Below are 16,353 nucleotides of genomic sequence, written 5' to 3' on the forward strand. Positions count from 1 at the left end.
GACAGACTGACTTAACGCTTGCGCGGCACGCCACCGAGCAGCGCCGCAATCGGGCGCTTGGCGGTACGCGGGTGCCCGGTCGCTTGCGCCGGCTTGGCAGCTTCTGCCGATTCCGCTGGCAGAGACGATTCGTACGGGCGATTGAAGAACGGGTCGTCCGATGGGCGGAACGGCGGGCGCACGATCGTGTGATCCAACACGCGGGCACCGTTGCGATCGTCGCGCTCGCGGGAGCGGCGGACTTCGCTGCGGGCACGCTTTTCATCGCGCTCACGGCGTTCACGGTCACGCGCCTGTTCGCCAGTCGGATCGAAATCAGCGAGTTGCTCGCGCGGCAGGTTGCGCTTGATCAGCTTTTCGATGTCGGCCAGGAAACGCTCATCGCCTGGCCCGAACAGCGACAGTGCGTCACCGGAAGCACCGGCACGACCCGTGCGGCCGATGCGGTGCACGTAGTCTTCCGCGTTGAACGGGAGGTCGAAGTTGATCACGCACGGCATCTGCGAGATATCGAGACCGCGCGCCGCCACGTCGGTGGCGACCAGCACATCCACGTTACCTTGCTTGAACGCTTCAAGCGTTTGCATGCGCTCGGTCTGCGTCTTGTCGCCGTGGATGGCGTTGGCGTTGATGCCTTCGCGCTCCAGCGCGCGCGCCAGGCGCGAGCAGCCGATCTTGCTGTTGGAGAACACGATGCACTGGCGCGGCAGGCCTTGCTCTGCGCGCTGGCGCAGCAGATGCACGAGCGCCGCTTGCTTGTGGTTGTCCGGCACCGTGTAGATGACCTGGCGGACGTTCTCTGCCGTGGCGTTGCTGCGTGCCACTTCAATGGTTTGCGGATGACGCAGGTAGCTGGCGGCCAGCTTCTTGATCTCGGGCGAGAACGTGGCCGAGAACAGCAGCGTCTGGCGGTGCGCCGGCAGCAGGTTGATGATGCGCTGCAGGTCGGGCAGGAAGCCCATGTCGAGCATGCGGTCGGCTTCATCCAGCACCAGCATGCGCACCTGCGAGAGGTTCACGCTGCGCTGCTGCACGTGATCGAGCAGACGGCCCGGCGTGGCAACAAGAATTTCCACGCCGCGGCGCAGTTGCTCCGTCTGCGGGTTCATGTCGACACCGCCGAACACGACGGCGCAGCGCAGCGCCGTGTATTTCGCGTACTTGGCGACGTTGTCGTACACCTGGTCGGCAAGCTCGCGCGTGGGCGTGAGAATCAGCGCCCGCACCGGATGACGCGCGGGCGACGCGCTCGTGTTGGCGTCGGGCAGCAGGTTATGGATGATCGGCAGCGAGAAACCGGCGGTCTTGCCGGTGCCGGTTTGCGCTGCGCCCATGACGTCGCGGCCGGCGGTCACCACCGGAATGGCGGCAGCCTGAATGGGTGTGGGCTTGGTGTAACCGCTTTCGGTCAGCGCGCGGAGGACGTCCGGATGCAGGCCGAAGCTGTCGAATGTCACCGATTCATTGGCCGGCGCTTCTGACGCTTCAGACATCGTTGCAGTATTCATAGGGGAGATGCGGCATGCCGGTTGGCATGGCGGCGCGCCAGACCCAAGCGGAAAACCCGCGTGCGGCTCGCGCAAAGCGTTAAAGATCAAGAGTTTATCACGTGAGACTCAGCCCGGGCCGGATGATCGGCCACCCAGGCCAACGCCGGCGTCACACCTGCCTTGACACGGATCAAGTGTGGCCGCCCCGCCCTGCGCGACCATCGGAGCATTCCAACCGCGGCTGCGCTCTCCCATGGTCACCACGCTCTATGAAACGCCCGAGCACGTCTGCCTGATGTTTTCCGACCTGGTCGACGATCACGATGACCTGCCGGTGCAGACAAACCAATTCCTGATCGTCGATCACGGCCACGGCGCGCTGATCGACCCAGGGGGTCAGATGACCTACAACGCGCTGTTTTTGGCGATGAACCGGTACTTTCCGCCCAAGCAGCTCGACTACGTGCTGGCCTCGCATGCGGACCCCGACATCGTCGCTTCGGCGGGACGGTGGCTGACGAGCTCAAGCTGCGACATCCTGATCTCGCGCGTGTGGGAACGCTTTCTGCCCCACTTCTGCAGCGTCGGCAAAACCGAAGGCCGCATCGTGCCGATCCCGGATACGGGCATGGCGATTCCGCTGGGGCAATCGCATCTGTTGGCGGTGCCGGCGCACTTCCTGCATTCGGAAGGCAATTTCCAGTTCTACGATCCGGTGTCGCGCATCCTGTTCTCAGGCGATCTGGGGGCGTCGATGGTGCACGCCAATGTGGCCGCCAAGCCCGTGGAAGATTTTGACGCGCACCTGCCGCTGATGGCGCCCTTCCACCGCCGCTACATGAGCGGCAACCGCGTGTGCCGGCTGTGGGCGCAGATGGTGCGAGGGCTCGATATTGAATGGATCGTGCCGCAGCACGGCCAAGCCTTCCATGGCAAAGCCATGGTCAACCGGTTCATCGACTGGGTTGAGACGCTCGACTGCGGCATCGACTTGATGACGCCCGAAGTCTTCCGCCTGCCTGCGTTGCCGAAGGCGCCGGCCGGCGCGACGCTCAAGACGCGCGTTTAACGCCAGATGCCGGAGCGGCCGGCAGAATGATCTTCATCATGGCGCTCGACAGCTCGTGCGCCAGTACGCCGGCGTCGATGCGCGACGGATCGTGCCACGTATACATAAACCCCATCACGCCGCCCATCGAGTGCGCCGCGACGCGCGCATCGCCAAAGTCGAACACGCCGGCGCGCTTGCCCTCGTCGAGCAGCGCATAGAGATCGCGGTAATACGCCCGCGACATGCCGTGCAGCCACTCCACCGTTTCGGGGCGCAGGTATTGTCGATCGCGGTACGTGAGCGCCGCGGCGTAGTGGCAGTCGATGCAACGACGCGCCATTTCCAGCAGACACGCCTGCAGGCGCTCCCGCACGGGCAGCGCCGGGTCGGCGGTCTCACGGATGGCCGACAGACACACCTGCGCGGCCTCGCGACACAGAATGTCGAAAATCTCGTACTTGTCGGTGAAGTAGTAGTACACCGCCGGTTTGGTCACGCCCAGCGCGCTGCACAGGTCGCTCATCGTCATGCCGGCATAGCCTTTGGTGAAGAAGAGCTGCGCGGCTGTGTCGAGAATCTGCCGGCGGCGGGCCTCCTGCCGCTCGGCGATGTGCGGGCGCGTGACTGGCAGTGTGACGCCAGAGGCCTCGGGGGCCTCGGCTTCAGCAGACGGTTGCACGTCGGGAACGGCAGATTTGCGGACGATGGACATGGCGCGTATTTTCGCATGTCGCCCGCGTATGCGCCGTGGCATACGCGCATCTGGCGACATCATTGCTCTTAAATGCTTGACGCATCAAAGAACGCTTTCTATATTCTTACCCGTTGGTATAAAAAATTACTTTCTAGTATAGATAGTGCGGCGCGCCGTGTGCACGCACTGCACAACCCAACGGAGACAAGCTTTGGCGATGGACGAGTCCGAGTATCTCGGCCGCGTTCGCGCGCTCTGGGCGCGCGCATGGCCGGTCGATACCCCCCGCGAGCCGCATTACCCGATCGGGCGCGCTGCCCTCACCGACTATCTGCGGCACTGGGCGCGCACCACGCCAGACAAACCGGCCATCCACTTTTACGGGCACGACACGACGTTCGCCCAGCTCGACGATCTCTCCGACCGCTTCGCCGCGCTGCTCGCGCTACACGGCATTGGCGCGGGCGACCGCGTTGCGGTGTTCCTGTCCAACTGCCCGCAATTCAATGCGGTGTTTTTCGGCATTCTCAAGTTGGGCGCCGTGTATGTGCCGATCAGCCCGCTGTCGCAGCGAGCGGAGTTGATGCATGCGCTGAGCGACGCGACACCGCGCGCCATCGTCGCACTCGATCGCCTCATGCCGCTGGTGCGTGACGTGCGTGCCGAAACATCGATCGAGCACGTCTTCGTCACCCGTTACGCAGACGTACTGCCCGCACAGCCGACGCTGCCGCTCCCGGCAATGCTGACCGAGCCGCCGCTGACCTGCGACGATGCAATCGACTTGTTGCCCGCATTGGCACAGACCACGCCGATTCCCCTGCCGCCTGCCTCACTCGATGCGGTTGCCGCGCTCAACTACACCGGCGGCACGACGGGGCTGCCCAAGGGCTGCATCCACACGCAGGGCGACATGGTGGATATGGCTGCCGCGTTCTCAGCCGTGTCGCTGCGCGCGGATGCCGACACGGTGATGCTCAGCTTCTATCCGCAGTTCTGGATTGCCGGCGAAAACACCGGGCTGATCTTCCCCGCCTTCCTTGGCGTGCCGCTGGTGCTGCTCGCGCGCTGGGATGCGGAAGCCTTCATGGCTGGCGTGCAGCGCTACCGCGTGACCAACGGCTCAATGCTTGTCGACAGCGCGGCCGAGGTGATGGCGCATCCGCGTGTGCATGCGTACGACTTACGCTCGCTGCGGCATACGGGCGTGTCGTCGTTCGTGAAAAAGCTCAACCCCGAATACCGTCGTGCGTGGCGTGAACTGACCGGCTCGATGATGGCCGAGAGCGCCTGGGGCATGACGGAAACGCAGACCTGCAACAGCTTCACGGTCGGCATGCAGGACGACGATTTCGACCTGCGATCGCAACCGATTTTCGTCGGGTTGCCGGTGCCGGGCACCGACTTCAAGATTTGCGACTTCGACACGCACGAATTGATGCCGATCGGCGCCGAAGGCGAACTCTGCGTGCGCACGCCGACGCTGCTCAAAGGCTACTGGAACAAGCCAGACGCCACCGCGCAAACGCTGCGCAATGGCTGGTTTCACACTGGCGACATCGGCTGCATCGACGAACACGGCTACGTCCACTATCTCGGCCGCCGCAAGGAGATGCTCAAGGTCAACGGCATGAGCGTATTCCCGGCGGAGATCGAAGCCATGCTTGGCAAGCATCCGGCCATCCTCGGTTCTGCCGTGGTAGGCCGCGCCGACGAACAACGCGGCCAGCTTCCCGTCGCCTTCGTGATGCTGCGGCCCGAGGCCGTCGGTACATTGGATGACGCCACCCTCACCAGTTGGTGCCGCGAGAACATGGCCATCTACAAGGTGCCCGTCGTGCGCATCGTCGACGCGCTGCCACTCACGGCCACCGGCAAGGTGCGCAAGCAGGACCTCGCACCACTCGCTGAACAGATCTAACCCACACCGTTCCATGAAGTTTCGCAAACTGCTGATCGCGAATCGCGGCGAGATCGCCATTCGCATTGCCCGCGCAGCCGCCACGATGGGCTTGCCCTCCGTCGCTGTTTATTCCGAAGACGATTGCGACGCGCTGCATCCACTGCGCGCCGATGAAGCTGTGCCCTTGCCCGGCACCGGCCCGCGCGCATATCTCGACGGCGCAGCCATCCTTGCGGCCGCACGCGCCGTCGACGCCGATGCGGTGCATCCCGGCTATGGCTTCCTGAGCGAGAACCCTGTCTTCGCACGCCAGTGCGCGCAGGCCGGCGTGCAGTTCATCGGACCGTCACCGCGCGTGCTCGATCTCTTCGGCGACAAGGCACGTGCGCGGGCGCTTGCGCACGAGGCTGGCATTCCCATCGTCAGCGGCACGCAAGGCGCGACCACGCTTGAAGATGCGCGCGCCTTCTTCGCCGCGCTGCCACCCTCACACGGCATGATGATCAAGGCCGTGGCCGGCGGCGGCGGACGCGGCATGCGCGCGGTGCACGATGCGCAGGCGATTGCCGACGCGTATGCGCGCTGTGTTTCTGAAGCCACCGCCGCGGGTGGTGGCGGCGACGTCTATGTGGAAGCGCTCGTGCCCGCACCGCGCCATGTCGAAATCCAGATCGTTGCAGACGCACATGGCAACGTTGTGCATCTCGGTGAGCGTGAATGCAGCCTGCAGCGCCGTCACCAGAAGCTGGTCGAGATCGCGCCCAGCCCCGCGTTGGACGACGCCCTGCGCACGCGCATCGCTGACGCTGCCGTCACGCTCGCCAAAGCGGCGGGTTACACCGGCATTGGCACATTCGAGTTCCTCGTGGAAGGCGCGGGCACGCCGCACGCCACGTTCTACTTCATGGAAGCCAACCCGCGCGTGCAAGTCGAGCACACCGTCACGGAGATGGTGACGGGCGTCGACCTGGTGATGACGCAACTGGCCCTGGCGCAAGGTGCTTCGCTCGCCGACCTAGGGCTTGCCCGGCCGATCACGCCGCGCGGTCACGCCGTGCAAGTGCGCATCAATGCCGAGACGATTGACGCATCCGGACAACCGCATCCGTCCACCGGCACGCTCACCGCATTCGAACCCCCCAATGGCCCTGGCGTGCGCGTCGACACCTGCGGGTATGCGGGCTACCGTCCGAACCCGCGCTTTGATTCGCTGCTGGCCAAATTGATCGTCCACGCGCCGCACGGCACGTATGCGCAGACGCTGGCACAGACGTACCGCGCGCTGTGCGAATTCCGCATCGAAGGGCTGGCCACCAACAAGCGTCTGCTGCAAGACTTGCTGCGCGATGCCGACGTGCAGGCCAACGCCGTGCACACGCAGTTCCTCGATGCGAAGCTCGCCGAACTGGCCGCCGGCAATGGCGAAGCCCATCCCGCGCTGCACGCCACGTCGGTCGCAACCATCGACCTCATGCCCGCAACATCGTTCGTCGACGAGCTTCCTGACGACGCTGAAGTCCTCACCGCGCCAATGGATGGCGCGCTCATTCAGATCCACGCAGAAGCCGGCGCCACGGTCGCACGCGGCGAAGTCCTGGCTGTGATTGAAGCGATGAAGATGGAGCACGTTGTCATCGCGCCCGCGGCCGGACGCGTGCTGCAGGTCTGCACTCAGCCGGGCGCAACGGTACGCGAGGGCCAGCCGCTGGCCGTGCTTCAGCCCAGCGATGCACAACACGACGACGCTGCTGCCGACGCAGAGATCGACCTCGAGCGCATTCGCCCCGACCTGCAGGCCGTTATCGACCGCCACGCATTCGGCCTCGACGCGAACCGCCCGGACGCCGTTGCCCGCCGCCGCAAGACCAGCCAGCGCACCGCGCGCGAGAACATCGACCAGCTGTGCGACGCCGGCTCATTCATCGAGTACGGCGCTCTCGCCATCGCCGCGCAACGCCAGCGACGCGCCCTCGATGACCTGATTCGCGCCACACCGGCTGACGGCATCATCACCGGCATTGGCACCGTCAACGGTACGCATTTTCCCGATCAGGACGCGCGCTGCATGGTGCTCGCGTATGACTACACCGTGCTGGCTGGCACACAAGGCACCTTCAACCACAAGAAGACCGACCGCGCGCTGGAGCTGGCGCAGCAATGGAAGCTGCCCGTTGTGCTGTTTGCCGAAGGCGGCGGCGGCCGGCCGGGCGACACTGAAAAGCGCGGCGTCAGCGGCCTGGACTGCCCCACCTTCATTCACTTCGCGCGCCTCTCGGGGTTGGTGCCGACCGTCGGCATCGTGTCGGGCCGCTGCTTTGCGGGCAATGCTGCGCTGCTGGGCTGCGCTGACGTGATCATCGCCACGCGCGACGCGACCATCGGCATGGGCGGCCCGGCCATGATCGAAGGCGGCGGCCTTGGCATCTACGCGCCCGAAGAGGTCGGCCCCGTGAGCGTGCAGGCGCCCAATGGCGTGATCGATGTCTTGGTCGAAAACGAAACCGAAGCCGTGGATGTCGCGCGCCGTTACCTGAGCTATTTCCAGGGCCCGCTCACCCACTGGGAAGCCGGCGACGTGCGCCACCTGCGCCACGTAATTCCCGAAAACCGCATGCGCAGCTACGACATGCGCGCCGTGATCGACGCGCTGGCCGATACAGGTTCCTTGCTGGAGCTGCGTCAAGCCTTTGGCGTGGGCATCATCACCGCGCTGATCCGTATCGAAGGCCGCGCCTTCGGCTGCATCGCCAACAACCCGCGCCACCTGGGCGGCGCCATCGATTCTGCGGCGGCCGACAAGGCATCGCGCTTCATGCAGTTGTGCAACGCGTTCGATCTGCCCATCGTCTCGCTGTGCGACACACCGGGTTTCATGGTCGGGCCGGACGCGGAGAAAACCGCCACCGTACGCCACGTCAGCCGCATGTTCGTAACGGCGGGCAACTTGCGCGTGCCCTTCTTCACCGTCGTGCTGCGCAAAGGCTACGGCCTTGGGGCGATGGCCATGGCGGCGGGCGGTTTCCACGCGCCGTTCTTCACCGCGTCGTGGCCGAGCGGCGAGTTTGGCGGCATGGGCATCGAAGGCGCCATCCGCCTGGGTTATCGCAAAGAGCTGGAAGCGGTGGAAGACCTTGCCGAGCGCGAGGCGCTGTTCCGCAAGATGGTCGATGCCGCCTACGAGGAAGGCCGCGCGCTCAACATCGCCAGCTATCTCGAAATCGACGCAGTGATCGACCCGGCCGATACGCGCCGCTGGCTGTTGCGCGGGCTGCAATCGACGCCGCCTGCGCAGCCGCGGCACGCGCGCGACCCAGCCACGCGCCGCTTCATCGACACCTGGTAGACGAGAACACACACAAGGAGGAGACATGCCCGCAGTGATCCGCTTTGCCCGTCCCTTGTCCGCATTGGCTTGTGCCGGGGCGCTCTCGTGCGCACCACTGGCCTACGCCGCCGACCCGGCCCCGATCAAGGTGGCGTTCATCGATCAACTGAGCGGGCCGCTCTCGAATGTGGGCGAGCAGTTTCTGGTGAATCTGAAACTCGGCATCGACGACGCCAACGCACAACCGCAGGGCGTGCTGAACGGCGCCCGCTACGAGCTGTCGACCTATGACAACAAGCTGTCGGCGCAAGACAGTTTATCGGCCCTGCAAAGCGCCATCGATGCGGGTGCGAAGATCGTCTTCACCGGCGGCTCGGGCTCTTCCGTGGTGGCCGCCATGGTGGATGCCGCCACCAAGCACAACGAGCGCAATCCGACCAAGCGCGTGCTGATCATCAACTACGCATCGATCGACCCTGACCTGACGGGCGCGCATTGCAGCTTCTGGCATTTCGCCACCGAAGCCAACACCGCGATGAAGATGCGCGCGCTGGCCAACTTCGTGAAGACGCAGCCCGATATCCGCAAGGTCTACTCGCTGAACCAGGACTACGCGCACGGGCGGCTGTGGGCATCATTGGGCAAGCAGATGATCTCAGCCGCGCGGCCCGACGTGCAGTTCACCGGAGAGACGCTGCACCCGATCGGCAAGGTGAAGGACTTCGCGCCTTACGTCTCGAAGGCCAAGGCAACGGGCGCCGACACACTCCTCACCGGCAACTGGGGGCAAGACCTGAACCTGCTCATCAAGGCCGCTGGCGACATGAGCTACGACGTGCGCTATCTGAACCACAGCGGCGCGGGCGCCCCGGGCACGGTGTTGGCGGTGTCGCAGGCCAAGATCGGCAAGGTGACGTGGGTGTCTGAATGGACGCCTGGCAACGGCAACGCGCAACTGATGCAGATGGATGCGCGCGTGCGCCAGACGCCCGCCGGCGAGCACTTCGCGCCGCGCACCGTGTTGTCCGTCGAACTCGTGACGGACGCCATCCGCAAAACCAATTCCACCGATCCGCTGAAGATTGCGCTGGCACTGGAAGGCATGCAGAAACAGAGCTTTCTGGGTGACGTCACGATGCGTAAGGTCGACCACCAGTTGTTGCTGCCCCAGGTGGTATCGACCATCGCCCCGGTGGACGGAAAGACCGTCAAGGTCGGCTACGACGGCACCCAATGGGGCCACAAAACCGAGAGCACAACCCCGGCCAAAGACCTGGACCTGCCGACCACTTGCAAGATGAAGCGGCCGGCGGGCGCTTAACCGATCAATCCAAAATCAATCAGCGCGGTCCGTGCGCAGCGGGCCGTACTCGATCGGCACCCAGGCGAAGGCGTTGCCGTCCCGGCGCACGTGCCCCAGGCCCGGGAACGGCAGATGTGCGCCGGCCACCCAGAGCTTGTCCCGCGCCGCTTCCGCAAACAGCTTGCGGCGCGAGGCAACGGCGGCCTTCTTGTCGACGTCGTATTCGAATGCGACCTCCGGGTGCTGGAACTGCACCGCGTGGCTGTGCACGATATCGCCCCACACCAGCAGGCTGTGTCCCTTTGATGCAAACAGGTAACCGCTGTGCCCCGGCGTATGCCCGTTGGCGACGACCGAGCGTACGCCCGGCACGACCTCGTCGCCCGGCTTGAACTGCTTGAGCTTACCCGCGGCGGCATATGGCGCCACCGAGTCACGTGCCATCTTGAAGAACGGTTGCATGTCGGTCGGCTTGGAAGCGGCGATCGTTTCGCTCAGCCAGAAATCGGCTTCCGGCGCGGCCACATACACCTGCGCGTTCGGAAACGCCGGCTGGCCTTGCGGCGTCAAGAGGCCGCATGCGTGGTCCGGATGCAGGTGCGTCAGCAGCACGGCGTCGATCTGCTCCGGCTGGTAACCGGACGCACGGACGTTGCCAGCCAAACCGCCCATCGTCGGGCCAAAGCACGTGCCCGAACCCGTATCGACGAGGATGCGCTTGGCGCCTGTGTCGATCAGGAAGCCGTTCACCGCCGTCTGCATGCCCGGCGTGTTCGATACGAACATCCGCGCCAGCAAGCTCTGCACCGATTTCGCATTTAGGCCAAGCAAGGTCTTGGCGGGCAGATCGGTGTAGCCGTCGTAGAGGGCGGTCACAACGTCGTCGCCCAGCGCCATGCGGTAATAGCCGGGCACCTGGGTACGTTGTTGCGTAGCGGCGGTGCTGACAGCGGTGGCAGCCACAGCCGATGTTGCGGTTTGGGCGTGGGCAAATCCGATGGACGCCGCCATCGTGGCGGCCACGACGGCAGAGGTGAGCAAACGCATGTCTTGGCTCCTGGGAAAGACCGCTGCCCCGGTGCAGCGGCGGAAGCCGGATCATGCCACCGCCCAGCACATTGCGTTGCCGCCATTGGCGACAGGGGTATTGCTCAGACAGAAAACCGGCCCGCAAAAAGAAACAAGGCCCGACATGCCGGGCCCATGCTTCAGACCAATCGACGGCGGCTGCGCAACCGCCCGTCAACCGGGTACGTGCTTACTGCACGTGGAACTTCGGCGTCGATACCACCGTGCCGCTCACCGTGCAGTCCGGCGTGAGCAGTGCGTTGGTGAACGTGAGCGACGAGTTCGGGTCGTTCCAGGCGGTCACGACCTTGCTGGGGCCACAGTTACCCAGCAGGAACACGCTGACCCCTGCGTTGTTGATCGACAGCTGGGTGGTGCTGTCGGCCTGGCCGGTCCACGGGGTCGTTCCCGAGATAAGGCCGCACGTCCCGCCGCCGGTAAACGATGTGGACGTGATGTTGACGATGCCCGTGGGCGTGATCGTACCGGTGAAGGTCGCTGTGCAATTGGCGCTGATCGAGCCCTTGGACAACGTGGTCTGGCCCGTCACCGAGAACGGCTCGCCGTTCGGGTTCATGGCTTGACCATCGACACGCGAAACGGTGACGGCAAGTGCGGGTGTGGCTGCTACGGTGGCAAGTGCGAGTGCAACTGCAAGAGATACGACTTTACGTGTGCTCATTTATTGCCTCACTAGAACTGACGGTAGAAACCGCCTTAAGAATGCGACGCAAACCGGTTCCCGCTCGATTCACGCCGCGCCAATTAGCCAGGCGCAGACAGCCGACACCCAGCTAAAACTTGTACGACACCCCGACGAACGTGATGATCGGATTGGCCTTGAGCGTGGTCTTGGTGGTCGCCAGCGTGGTCCCGTCCGCCGCCTTGATGACGGTTGCCGCTTCGGTCTTGAGTGGCAGATACGAGACCGTTGCCGTCAATGCCCATTGCTTGTTGATCGCGTAGCTCGCGCCGAGGTTGAAGATCGGCGCCCACGAGGCGGACGATTTCCCTTCCACATACGTCGGCCCCGGCTTGCCCGCCCCCGCTGCCAGCACGCTACCCAGTTCGCGATTCACCGCCGCCGCAAAGTACGGATTCAGCTCGATGTTGGTGAAGAAGCTGTAGACCACGCCCACACCCACGAACGGACGGAACGTCGACTGCGCGTGCCCGAAGTACCACTGCAGGATGACCCCAGGGCTCCATTGGCGCGCCTTGCGCACGGCCGGCTGATTGGACGGGTCATCCAGATCGACGTGGCCGAGTGCGCCGGCGGGCCCGGGCGCGCGGATCACGCCATGCCCGGTCAGCTTGAATTCGGGTGGCACGCCGGCAATCGTGGTCAGCGCAATGTTGTCAGTAAAGAAATGCGTGAGCGTCAGGCCCAGCGTGTTGGCATTGCTCACGCGCAGCCCGCTGTTGGGCGACGTGAAGCTACCCGGCAAGCGCAGCGGATCGTTGATCGGCGCATTGATCACGCTGGTGGTCAGGTTGTTGCTTGAATCCTGCGGCATGATGTGGAACCAGCCCACCGTCGCCACGTTGTCACCGGCCTGCTGCGCCATGGCCCCTGCGGATGCGCAGGCCGCCACCAATGCGACAGTCAGTTTCTTCATGATGCTTCCTCCTGTTGTTCTGAGCGGAGCGCGGCTATCTGTGCCGCGCCCCGTGGCGTGTTATTCCGGAAACGTCACTGCACGAAGGCGCCCACCGTGAAGTACGGGTTCTTCGTATCGCTCATGTCCAGGAAGCCGAAGGTCTTGCCGGTGAAGATCAGCTTGCCCGTGGGGGCCGAGCCGGCCGGGGCACTGGTCTGCGTGGTGCGGATGACGCCCGGGACGGTCTGCGTGAAGTCGAGGTTCAACGGTCGCGCCAGCGCTGCTTGCGACGCATTGAACGGATCGAGCATCGTGGCCTGCGCACCCACCAGCGCCGTCGCGCGGTAGTTGAACGTGCTGTCCACACCCGTGTATTCGCCGTCTTGCGAGCCCTGCGCGATGTTGCCGACCGGCGCCATCATCGAGATGCCGGACTCGTCGTCCGCCACCGGCGGTCCAGCGGTCAGATCGGAATTGGCCGCCCCCACGCGAATGAAGATCGGCACGAGCTGGCCATACAGCTTGCCCACGATCATCACGCCCTTGCCCGCCTTGGCCGGATCCAGTGACGACACCGTTGCCGGCACCTGTGGCTGATAGTTCAGCGTGGTGAAGGCCGGCGCATCGCTGCGCAGCGTCAGCTTCTGGTTGACCGTCGCGCTTGACGTCAGGCAGGCCCCGCCGTTCTTCACGCCCAGGTTGTCACACTCGGTGTAGGTGCCGTCCGCGTTGATGGTGAAACGCGCATCGACCGCCTGCTGCGAGAAGTTCTGCGACGGCACCTGGTGGTAGCCGAGCTGGTTGTAGTTGCCGGCGATCTTGTTCAGATCGGTCTCGGTGTTCGAGAAGCTGATGAACGGGTAGTACGGGAACGTGGTCTGCGGAATTTTGCCCACGCCGACAATACCGTCGAACTGGATCGTCGCTCCCGGGATCGTGCCGCCCAGCACACCCTGACCGAGGAAGAACCGCGCAGGCCGGCTCGGATCGAGGCTTGCGTTATTCAAGCGGAACGCGCACTGGTTCAGCTTCTCGGTCGGCAGCGCTGTTTCCTGCGTGAGCGTGCCGGTCTGCACGTTGTTGGGGGCCGTATCGCGCGTGGGCGCGACGGTGCCCGTCTTGACCGGAATCGGCGAGGCCAGATACGTGATCTGGTACGTCATCTTCGTCGTGTCGAGCTGCACCTTCACGAGTTCGCCCGAGCCCGACCCGCCGGTGAACACGGTGTTGTAGTCGATGGCCTGCGGACACAGGCGCTGGATCACCGGAGCCGGCGCATCATCTCCGCCACCTCCGCAAGCTGTCACCATCGGCGCGCACGCGAGCACGACCAACCATTTACGCCATTGCATTTGCGTCTCCTCCATGTTGTTGTTCAGCCGCGGCAGCGCCGCATGCACAGGTCACGCACGCCGCCGCATGTGGTTTCGTTGTTGCACGCTTCACTGGACGAATGCACCGACCGTGAAGAACGGGTTGTACTTGTTGTTGTTCATGAGCATCGCGTACACGTTGCCCACCTTGACCGCCACGCCGGTGTCGCCCGCCTTGAACAACGCGACGTTGCCGCTGGCGCCTTGCGCGTTGAAGTCGTTCTGCGCGGTCACGATCAGCTTGCCCGGCGAGGTTTGCGTGTAGTCCAGGCCGAATTGCGCCGTCACACGCGAGGTGAGCGGGTTGATAAAGGCCGCGGTGCCGTTCTGGAACAGCGTTGACGTGTAGTTGGCGGCGAGCGACGACACGGCCGTGCCGTCGCTGCAGTTGCCGGCGTTGGCGTGGAAGAAACCGCCGCTAAAGGAGCCCGACAGTTCCGGGTGATCGATCGTCGCGTTCAAGCCGTTGCCACTGGCAGGCGCACCGCTCGGACCGTTGTTGGTGACCACGCCGCAAGCCGAGCCGCTGGTCGCCCCAACATAGCCACCCTTGAGCGCGTTGGCCGGGATAGCCGTCGCGGGCGACAGAATCGAGATACCGATCTGGTCATCCGCCACCGAAGCCAGCAGGTTCGTCGCATCGCTATGCGAGTAGCCGACACGGATCACCACCGGCACCACCTGCCCGTTGAGCTTGCCGGCGATGAGGATGCCCTTGGCCTGGCTCGGCGCCAGCAGCACCAGCGGCGAGACCTGGCCCACATACGGATACGGCACGCTGCTGCTGGTCGGGTTGCTGACGAACACGTTGTCCTGCGAGCCATCGGCGTTCTGACGCAGCGTCCAGGGCGTGCCCGTCGTGTGGCACGAATAGTCGATGCCTTCCGCGGTACACGAGCCGTCTGCGTTCAACGTCTGCGTCCAGTTGACAGCGTCGGGCTGCCAGCCTTGCGGTGCCGAGGTCTGGCTGCCCGAGCCCGTGGGCGTGACGTGCACGCCGACCTGGTTGTAGCGCCCCGCGACCTGCGAGAAATCCGTCACGGTCTCGGAGAAGCCCAGGAACGGATAGAAATCAAACGTTCGCGAAGGCACTGCGCCAATCACGACGCCGGGAATCGGCTGGATGCCGTCGAACTGGATGGTCGCCCCCGGAATGCCGCCCCCCACGATGCCCTGACCGACAAACAGCATCGGCGGGTCTTGCGGATTGACGGTGATCGCGTAGCTGTTATCGGCCGTCTTGCCCGACTGCAGCACGAAAGCGCAGCGGTTCTGCTCCGGCGTCGGCAAGTTGGTCGGATGAACGAACGTACCGTCGATGGTCAGCCCCTTGCGGGTCGTATTGATCTGTCCCGCCGAAGTCGGCACCGACGACTCCAGAAACTGCATCTGGTACGTGTTCTTGCTCGTGTCGAACTTGACCTTGATGTACTCGCCGCTGCCCGAGCCGCCGGTGTACGTGGTCGTGTAATCCAGTGCCGCCGGGCACAGGCTAGTCGGCGTGCTGGGTGTGGTGACCGCTCCGCTAGGCGGGCAGGAACTGCCCGAACACTGCGCAACATCCGACGAGCCGGGGTCATCCGCCCCACCGCACCCGCCGATAAACGGCATGGCCACTATGCAACTGGTTGCCATGACAACAAAAAGATGACGTCGACTACCCATGGTTGTCTCCTCACGTTTTGGAACTTGTTGTGTTTTGGGCCGGCGAATGTTTGCAACAGCCGGTCAATACCCCCGCCTGTCGGCAAACGACAGCCGACAGCGCACGACCTGCCCCGTCGGCAGATCGACCTGCAAACTACAAAAACGACGGACGAGCTTTGGCCGCGTTACCCGATGGTTTGCCGGGTATCACGCAGATCGGCTGGGTGCCGATCCCAAGAAATCGAGGTAACGCTGCTAGCGTGAACGGAGCTCGCCACCGCTGCTGCAGTGACGACGATGGCGATGACGCGCGTGGGCACGCGCAGAAGCGGAATGCTGGAAGGGCCCGTTTTGAATGCGTAACATCCTGTGTCTCCGAAGGGTACGCTACTGGCTATTTACTTATCGTTATGGCCGAAACTATGGTCCGCTCAGAGTATGAAGTAAATAGAGATTTCATTCAAAACAGCGACCGCGATCCCCCGCGCAAGCAGGCGCGGCGCGGTTTGGCGGTTTTTCAAACGAGGGAATGAAACGGTTTCGTTTGAAGCGTTTTAAACTCCCCCCTCCGATTGGGGGAATGCCGCAATGCGGTGTTATTCAATTATTTCGAAATGAATATATTTCGCCGAAACTCACTGAAGTAGCAAAATACGATCCCGTGACAATAACGCGCGCAAGGCGAGAGAAAGCCGCCAGATAAAAACGGCACGCAAACGCGGATGAAGGGAAAAAAGCGGGAGAAGAAAGATGGTGGGCCGGGTGGGATTCGAACCCACGGTGTCCTTTCGGAGGCGGATTATGAGTCCGCTGCCTGCAACCAGCACGGCGTCCGGCCCTGTGAAACGGGAAAAAAAGAGACCCGGCGCTTAGGCCGGGCCTGGTGCGGGATTTTACC

11 protein-coding genes and 1 tRNA gene are annotated in these 16,353 nt (G+C 64.0%); 4 read left to right on the top strand and 8 right to left on the bottom strand.

Annotated features, from left to right (window positions below; all coding sequences use genetic code 11):
- Positions 1-11: 11 nt before the first annotated feature.
- Complete coding sequence (locus ACCD03_RS05475; protein WP_413411035.1) at positions 12-1,493, bottom strand: DEAD/DEAH box helicase; 1,482 nt, start codon at positions 1,491-1,493, stop codon at positions 12-14.
- Positions 1,494-1,743: 250 nt separating this feature from the next.
- Between ACCD03_RS05475 and ACCD03_RS05480 the strand changes: the two genes are divergently transcribed.
- Positions 1,744-2,559 carry an MBL fold metallo-hydrolase gene (locus ACCD03_RS05480; protein WP_045206072.1) on the top strand — a complete coding sequence of 272 codons (816 nt, stop codon included), beginning with the start codon at positions 1,744-1,746 and terminating at the stop codon, positions 2,557-2,559.
- Here ACCD03_RS05480 and ACCD03_RS05485 read toward each other — a convergent pair.
- Positions 2,543-3,253 carry a TetR/AcrR family transcriptional regulator gene (locus ACCD03_RS05485; protein ID WP_325651805.1) on the bottom strand — a complete coding sequence of 237 codons (711 nt, stop codon included), beginning with the start codon at positions 3,251-3,253 and terminating at the stop codon, positions 2,543-2,545. The two genes, ACCD03_RS05480 and ACCD03_RS05485, sit on opposite strands and share 17 nt — an antisense overlap.
- A gap of 199 nt (positions 3,254-3,452) precedes the next feature.
- Here ACCD03_RS05485 and ACCD03_RS05490 point away from each other — a divergent pair, with 199 nt between their 5' ends.
- The 3 genes from ACCD03_RS05490 to ACCD03_RS05500 are packed head-to-tail and all read left to right on the top strand — an operon-like array spanning position 3,453 to position 9,784.
- A complete protein-coding gene (locus tag ACCD03_RS05490) occupies positions 3,453-5,156 on the top strand; it encodes an AMP-binding protein (protein ID WP_413411036.1) in 1,704 nt (567 codons plus the stop codon).
- Positions 5,157-5,169: 13 nt separating this feature from the next.
- Positions 5,170-8,481, top strand: coding sequence for a carboxyl transferase domain-containing protein (locus tag ACCD03_RS05495; protein ID WP_413411037.1), 3,312 nt, complete (start codon positions 5,170-5,172; stop codon positions 8,479-8,481).
- 25 nt (positions 8,482-8,506) lie between these two features.
- Positions 8,507-9,784, top strand: a complete 1,278-nt coding sequence (locus ACCD03_RS05500; protein WP_413411038.1) for a branched-chain amino acid ABC transporter substrate-binding protein — start codon at positions 8,507-8,509, stop codon at positions 9,782-9,784.
- Between the two features lie 15 nt (positions 9,785-9,799).
- On the opposite strand, the gene ACCD03_RS05505 is transcribed toward ACCD03_RS05500, so the two are convergent.
- From ACCD03_RS05505 to ACCD03_RS05530, 6 genes are all read right to left on the bottom strand, one after another.
- On the bottom strand, positions 9,800-10,813 hold the full coding sequence (locus ACCD03_RS05505; protein WP_413411039.1) for an MBL fold metallo-hydrolase: 1,014 nt from the start codon (positions 10,811-10,813) through the stop codon (positions 9,800-9,802).
- Between the two features lie 211 nt (positions 10,814-11,024).
- Positions 11,025-11,516, bottom strand: a complete 492-nt coding sequence (locus ACCD03_RS05510) for a hypothetical protein (RefSeq protein ID WP_045206066.1) — start codon at positions 11,514-11,516, stop codon at positions 11,025-11,027.
- Between the two features lie 112 nt (positions 11,517-11,628).
- Entirely contained in the window at positions 11,629-12,453 is an 825-nt protein-coding gene (locus tag ACCD03_RS05515) for an OmpW/AlkL family protein (protein ID WP_045206065.1), read from the bottom strand.
- A gap of 74 nt (positions 12,454-12,527) precedes the next feature.
- Positions 12,528-13,787, bottom strand: a complete 1,260-nt coding sequence (locus ACCD03_RS05520; RefSeq protein WP_325651814.1) for a DUF2957 domain-containing protein — start codon at positions 13,785-13,787, stop codon at positions 12,528-12,530.
- Positions 13,788-13,877: 90 nt separating this feature from the next.
- Complete coding sequence (locus tag ACCD03_RS05525) at positions 13,878-15,473, bottom strand: DUF2957 domain-containing protein (protein WP_325651816.1); 1,596 nt, start codon at positions 15,471-15,473, stop codon at positions 13,878-13,880.
- A gap of 733 nt (positions 15,474-16,206) precedes the next feature.
- Positions 16,207-16,294: transfer RNA gene (locus ACCD03_RS05530), tRNA-Ile, on the bottom strand.
- Between the last annotated feature and the right edge of the window lie 59 nt (positions 16,295-16,353).

Source organism: Ralstonia sp. Ralssp135 (assembly GCF_047304345.1).
Lineage (GTDB): Bacteria > Pseudomonadota > Gammaproteobacteria > Burkholderiales > Burkholderiaceae > Ralstonia > Ralstonia chuxiongensis.

Excerpts from the sequence above, each read along its gene's own strand:
- ACCD03_RS05480 (WP_045206072.1), top strand. The coding sequence starts at position 1,744 with ATGGTCACCACGCTCTATGAAACGCCCGAGCACGTCTGCCTGATGTTT.
- ACCD03_RS05505 (WP_413411039.1), bottom strand. The coding sequence starts at position 10,813 with ATGCGTTTGCTCACCTCTGCCGTCGTGGCCGCCACGATGGCGGCGTCC.
- ACCD03_RS05500 (WP_413411038.1), top strand. The coding sequence starts at position 8,507 with ATGCCCGCAGTGATCCGCTTTGCCCGTCCCTTGTCCGCATTGGCTTGT.
- ACCD03_RS05515 (WP_045206065.1), bottom strand. The coding sequence starts at position 12,453 with ATGAAGAAACTGACTGTCGCATTGGTGGCGGCCTGCGCATCCGCAGGG.
- ACCD03_RS05490 (WP_413411036.1), top strand. The coding sequence starts at position 3,453 with ATGGACGAGTCCGAGTATCTCGGCCGCGTTCGCGCGCTCTGGGCGCGC.
- ACCD03_RS05475 (WP_413411035.1), bottom strand. The coding sequence starts at position 1,493 with ATGTCTGAAGCGTCAGAAGCGCCGGCCAATGAATCGGTGACATTCGAC.
- ACCD03_RS05520 (WP_325651814.1), bottom strand. The coding sequence starts at position 13,787 with ATGCAATGGCGTAAATGGTTGGTCGTGCTCGCGTGCGCGCCGATGGTG.
- ACCD03_RS05510 (WP_045206066.1), bottom strand. The coding sequence starts at position 11,516 with ATGAGCACACGTAAAGTCGTATCTCTTGCAGTTGCACTCGCACTTGCC.
- ACCD03_RS05525 (WP_325651816.1), bottom strand. The coding sequence starts at position 15,473 with ATGGGTAGTCGACGTCATCTTTTTGTTGTCATGGCAACCAGTTGCATA.
- ACCD03_RS05495 (WP_413411037.1), top strand. The coding sequence starts at position 5,170 with ATGAAGTTTCGCAAACTGCTGATCGCGAATCGCGGCGAGATCGCCATT.
- ACCD03_RS05485 (WP_325651805.1), bottom strand. The coding sequence starts at position 3,253 with ATGTCCATCGTCCGCAAATCTGCCGTTCCCGACGTGCAACCGTCTGCT.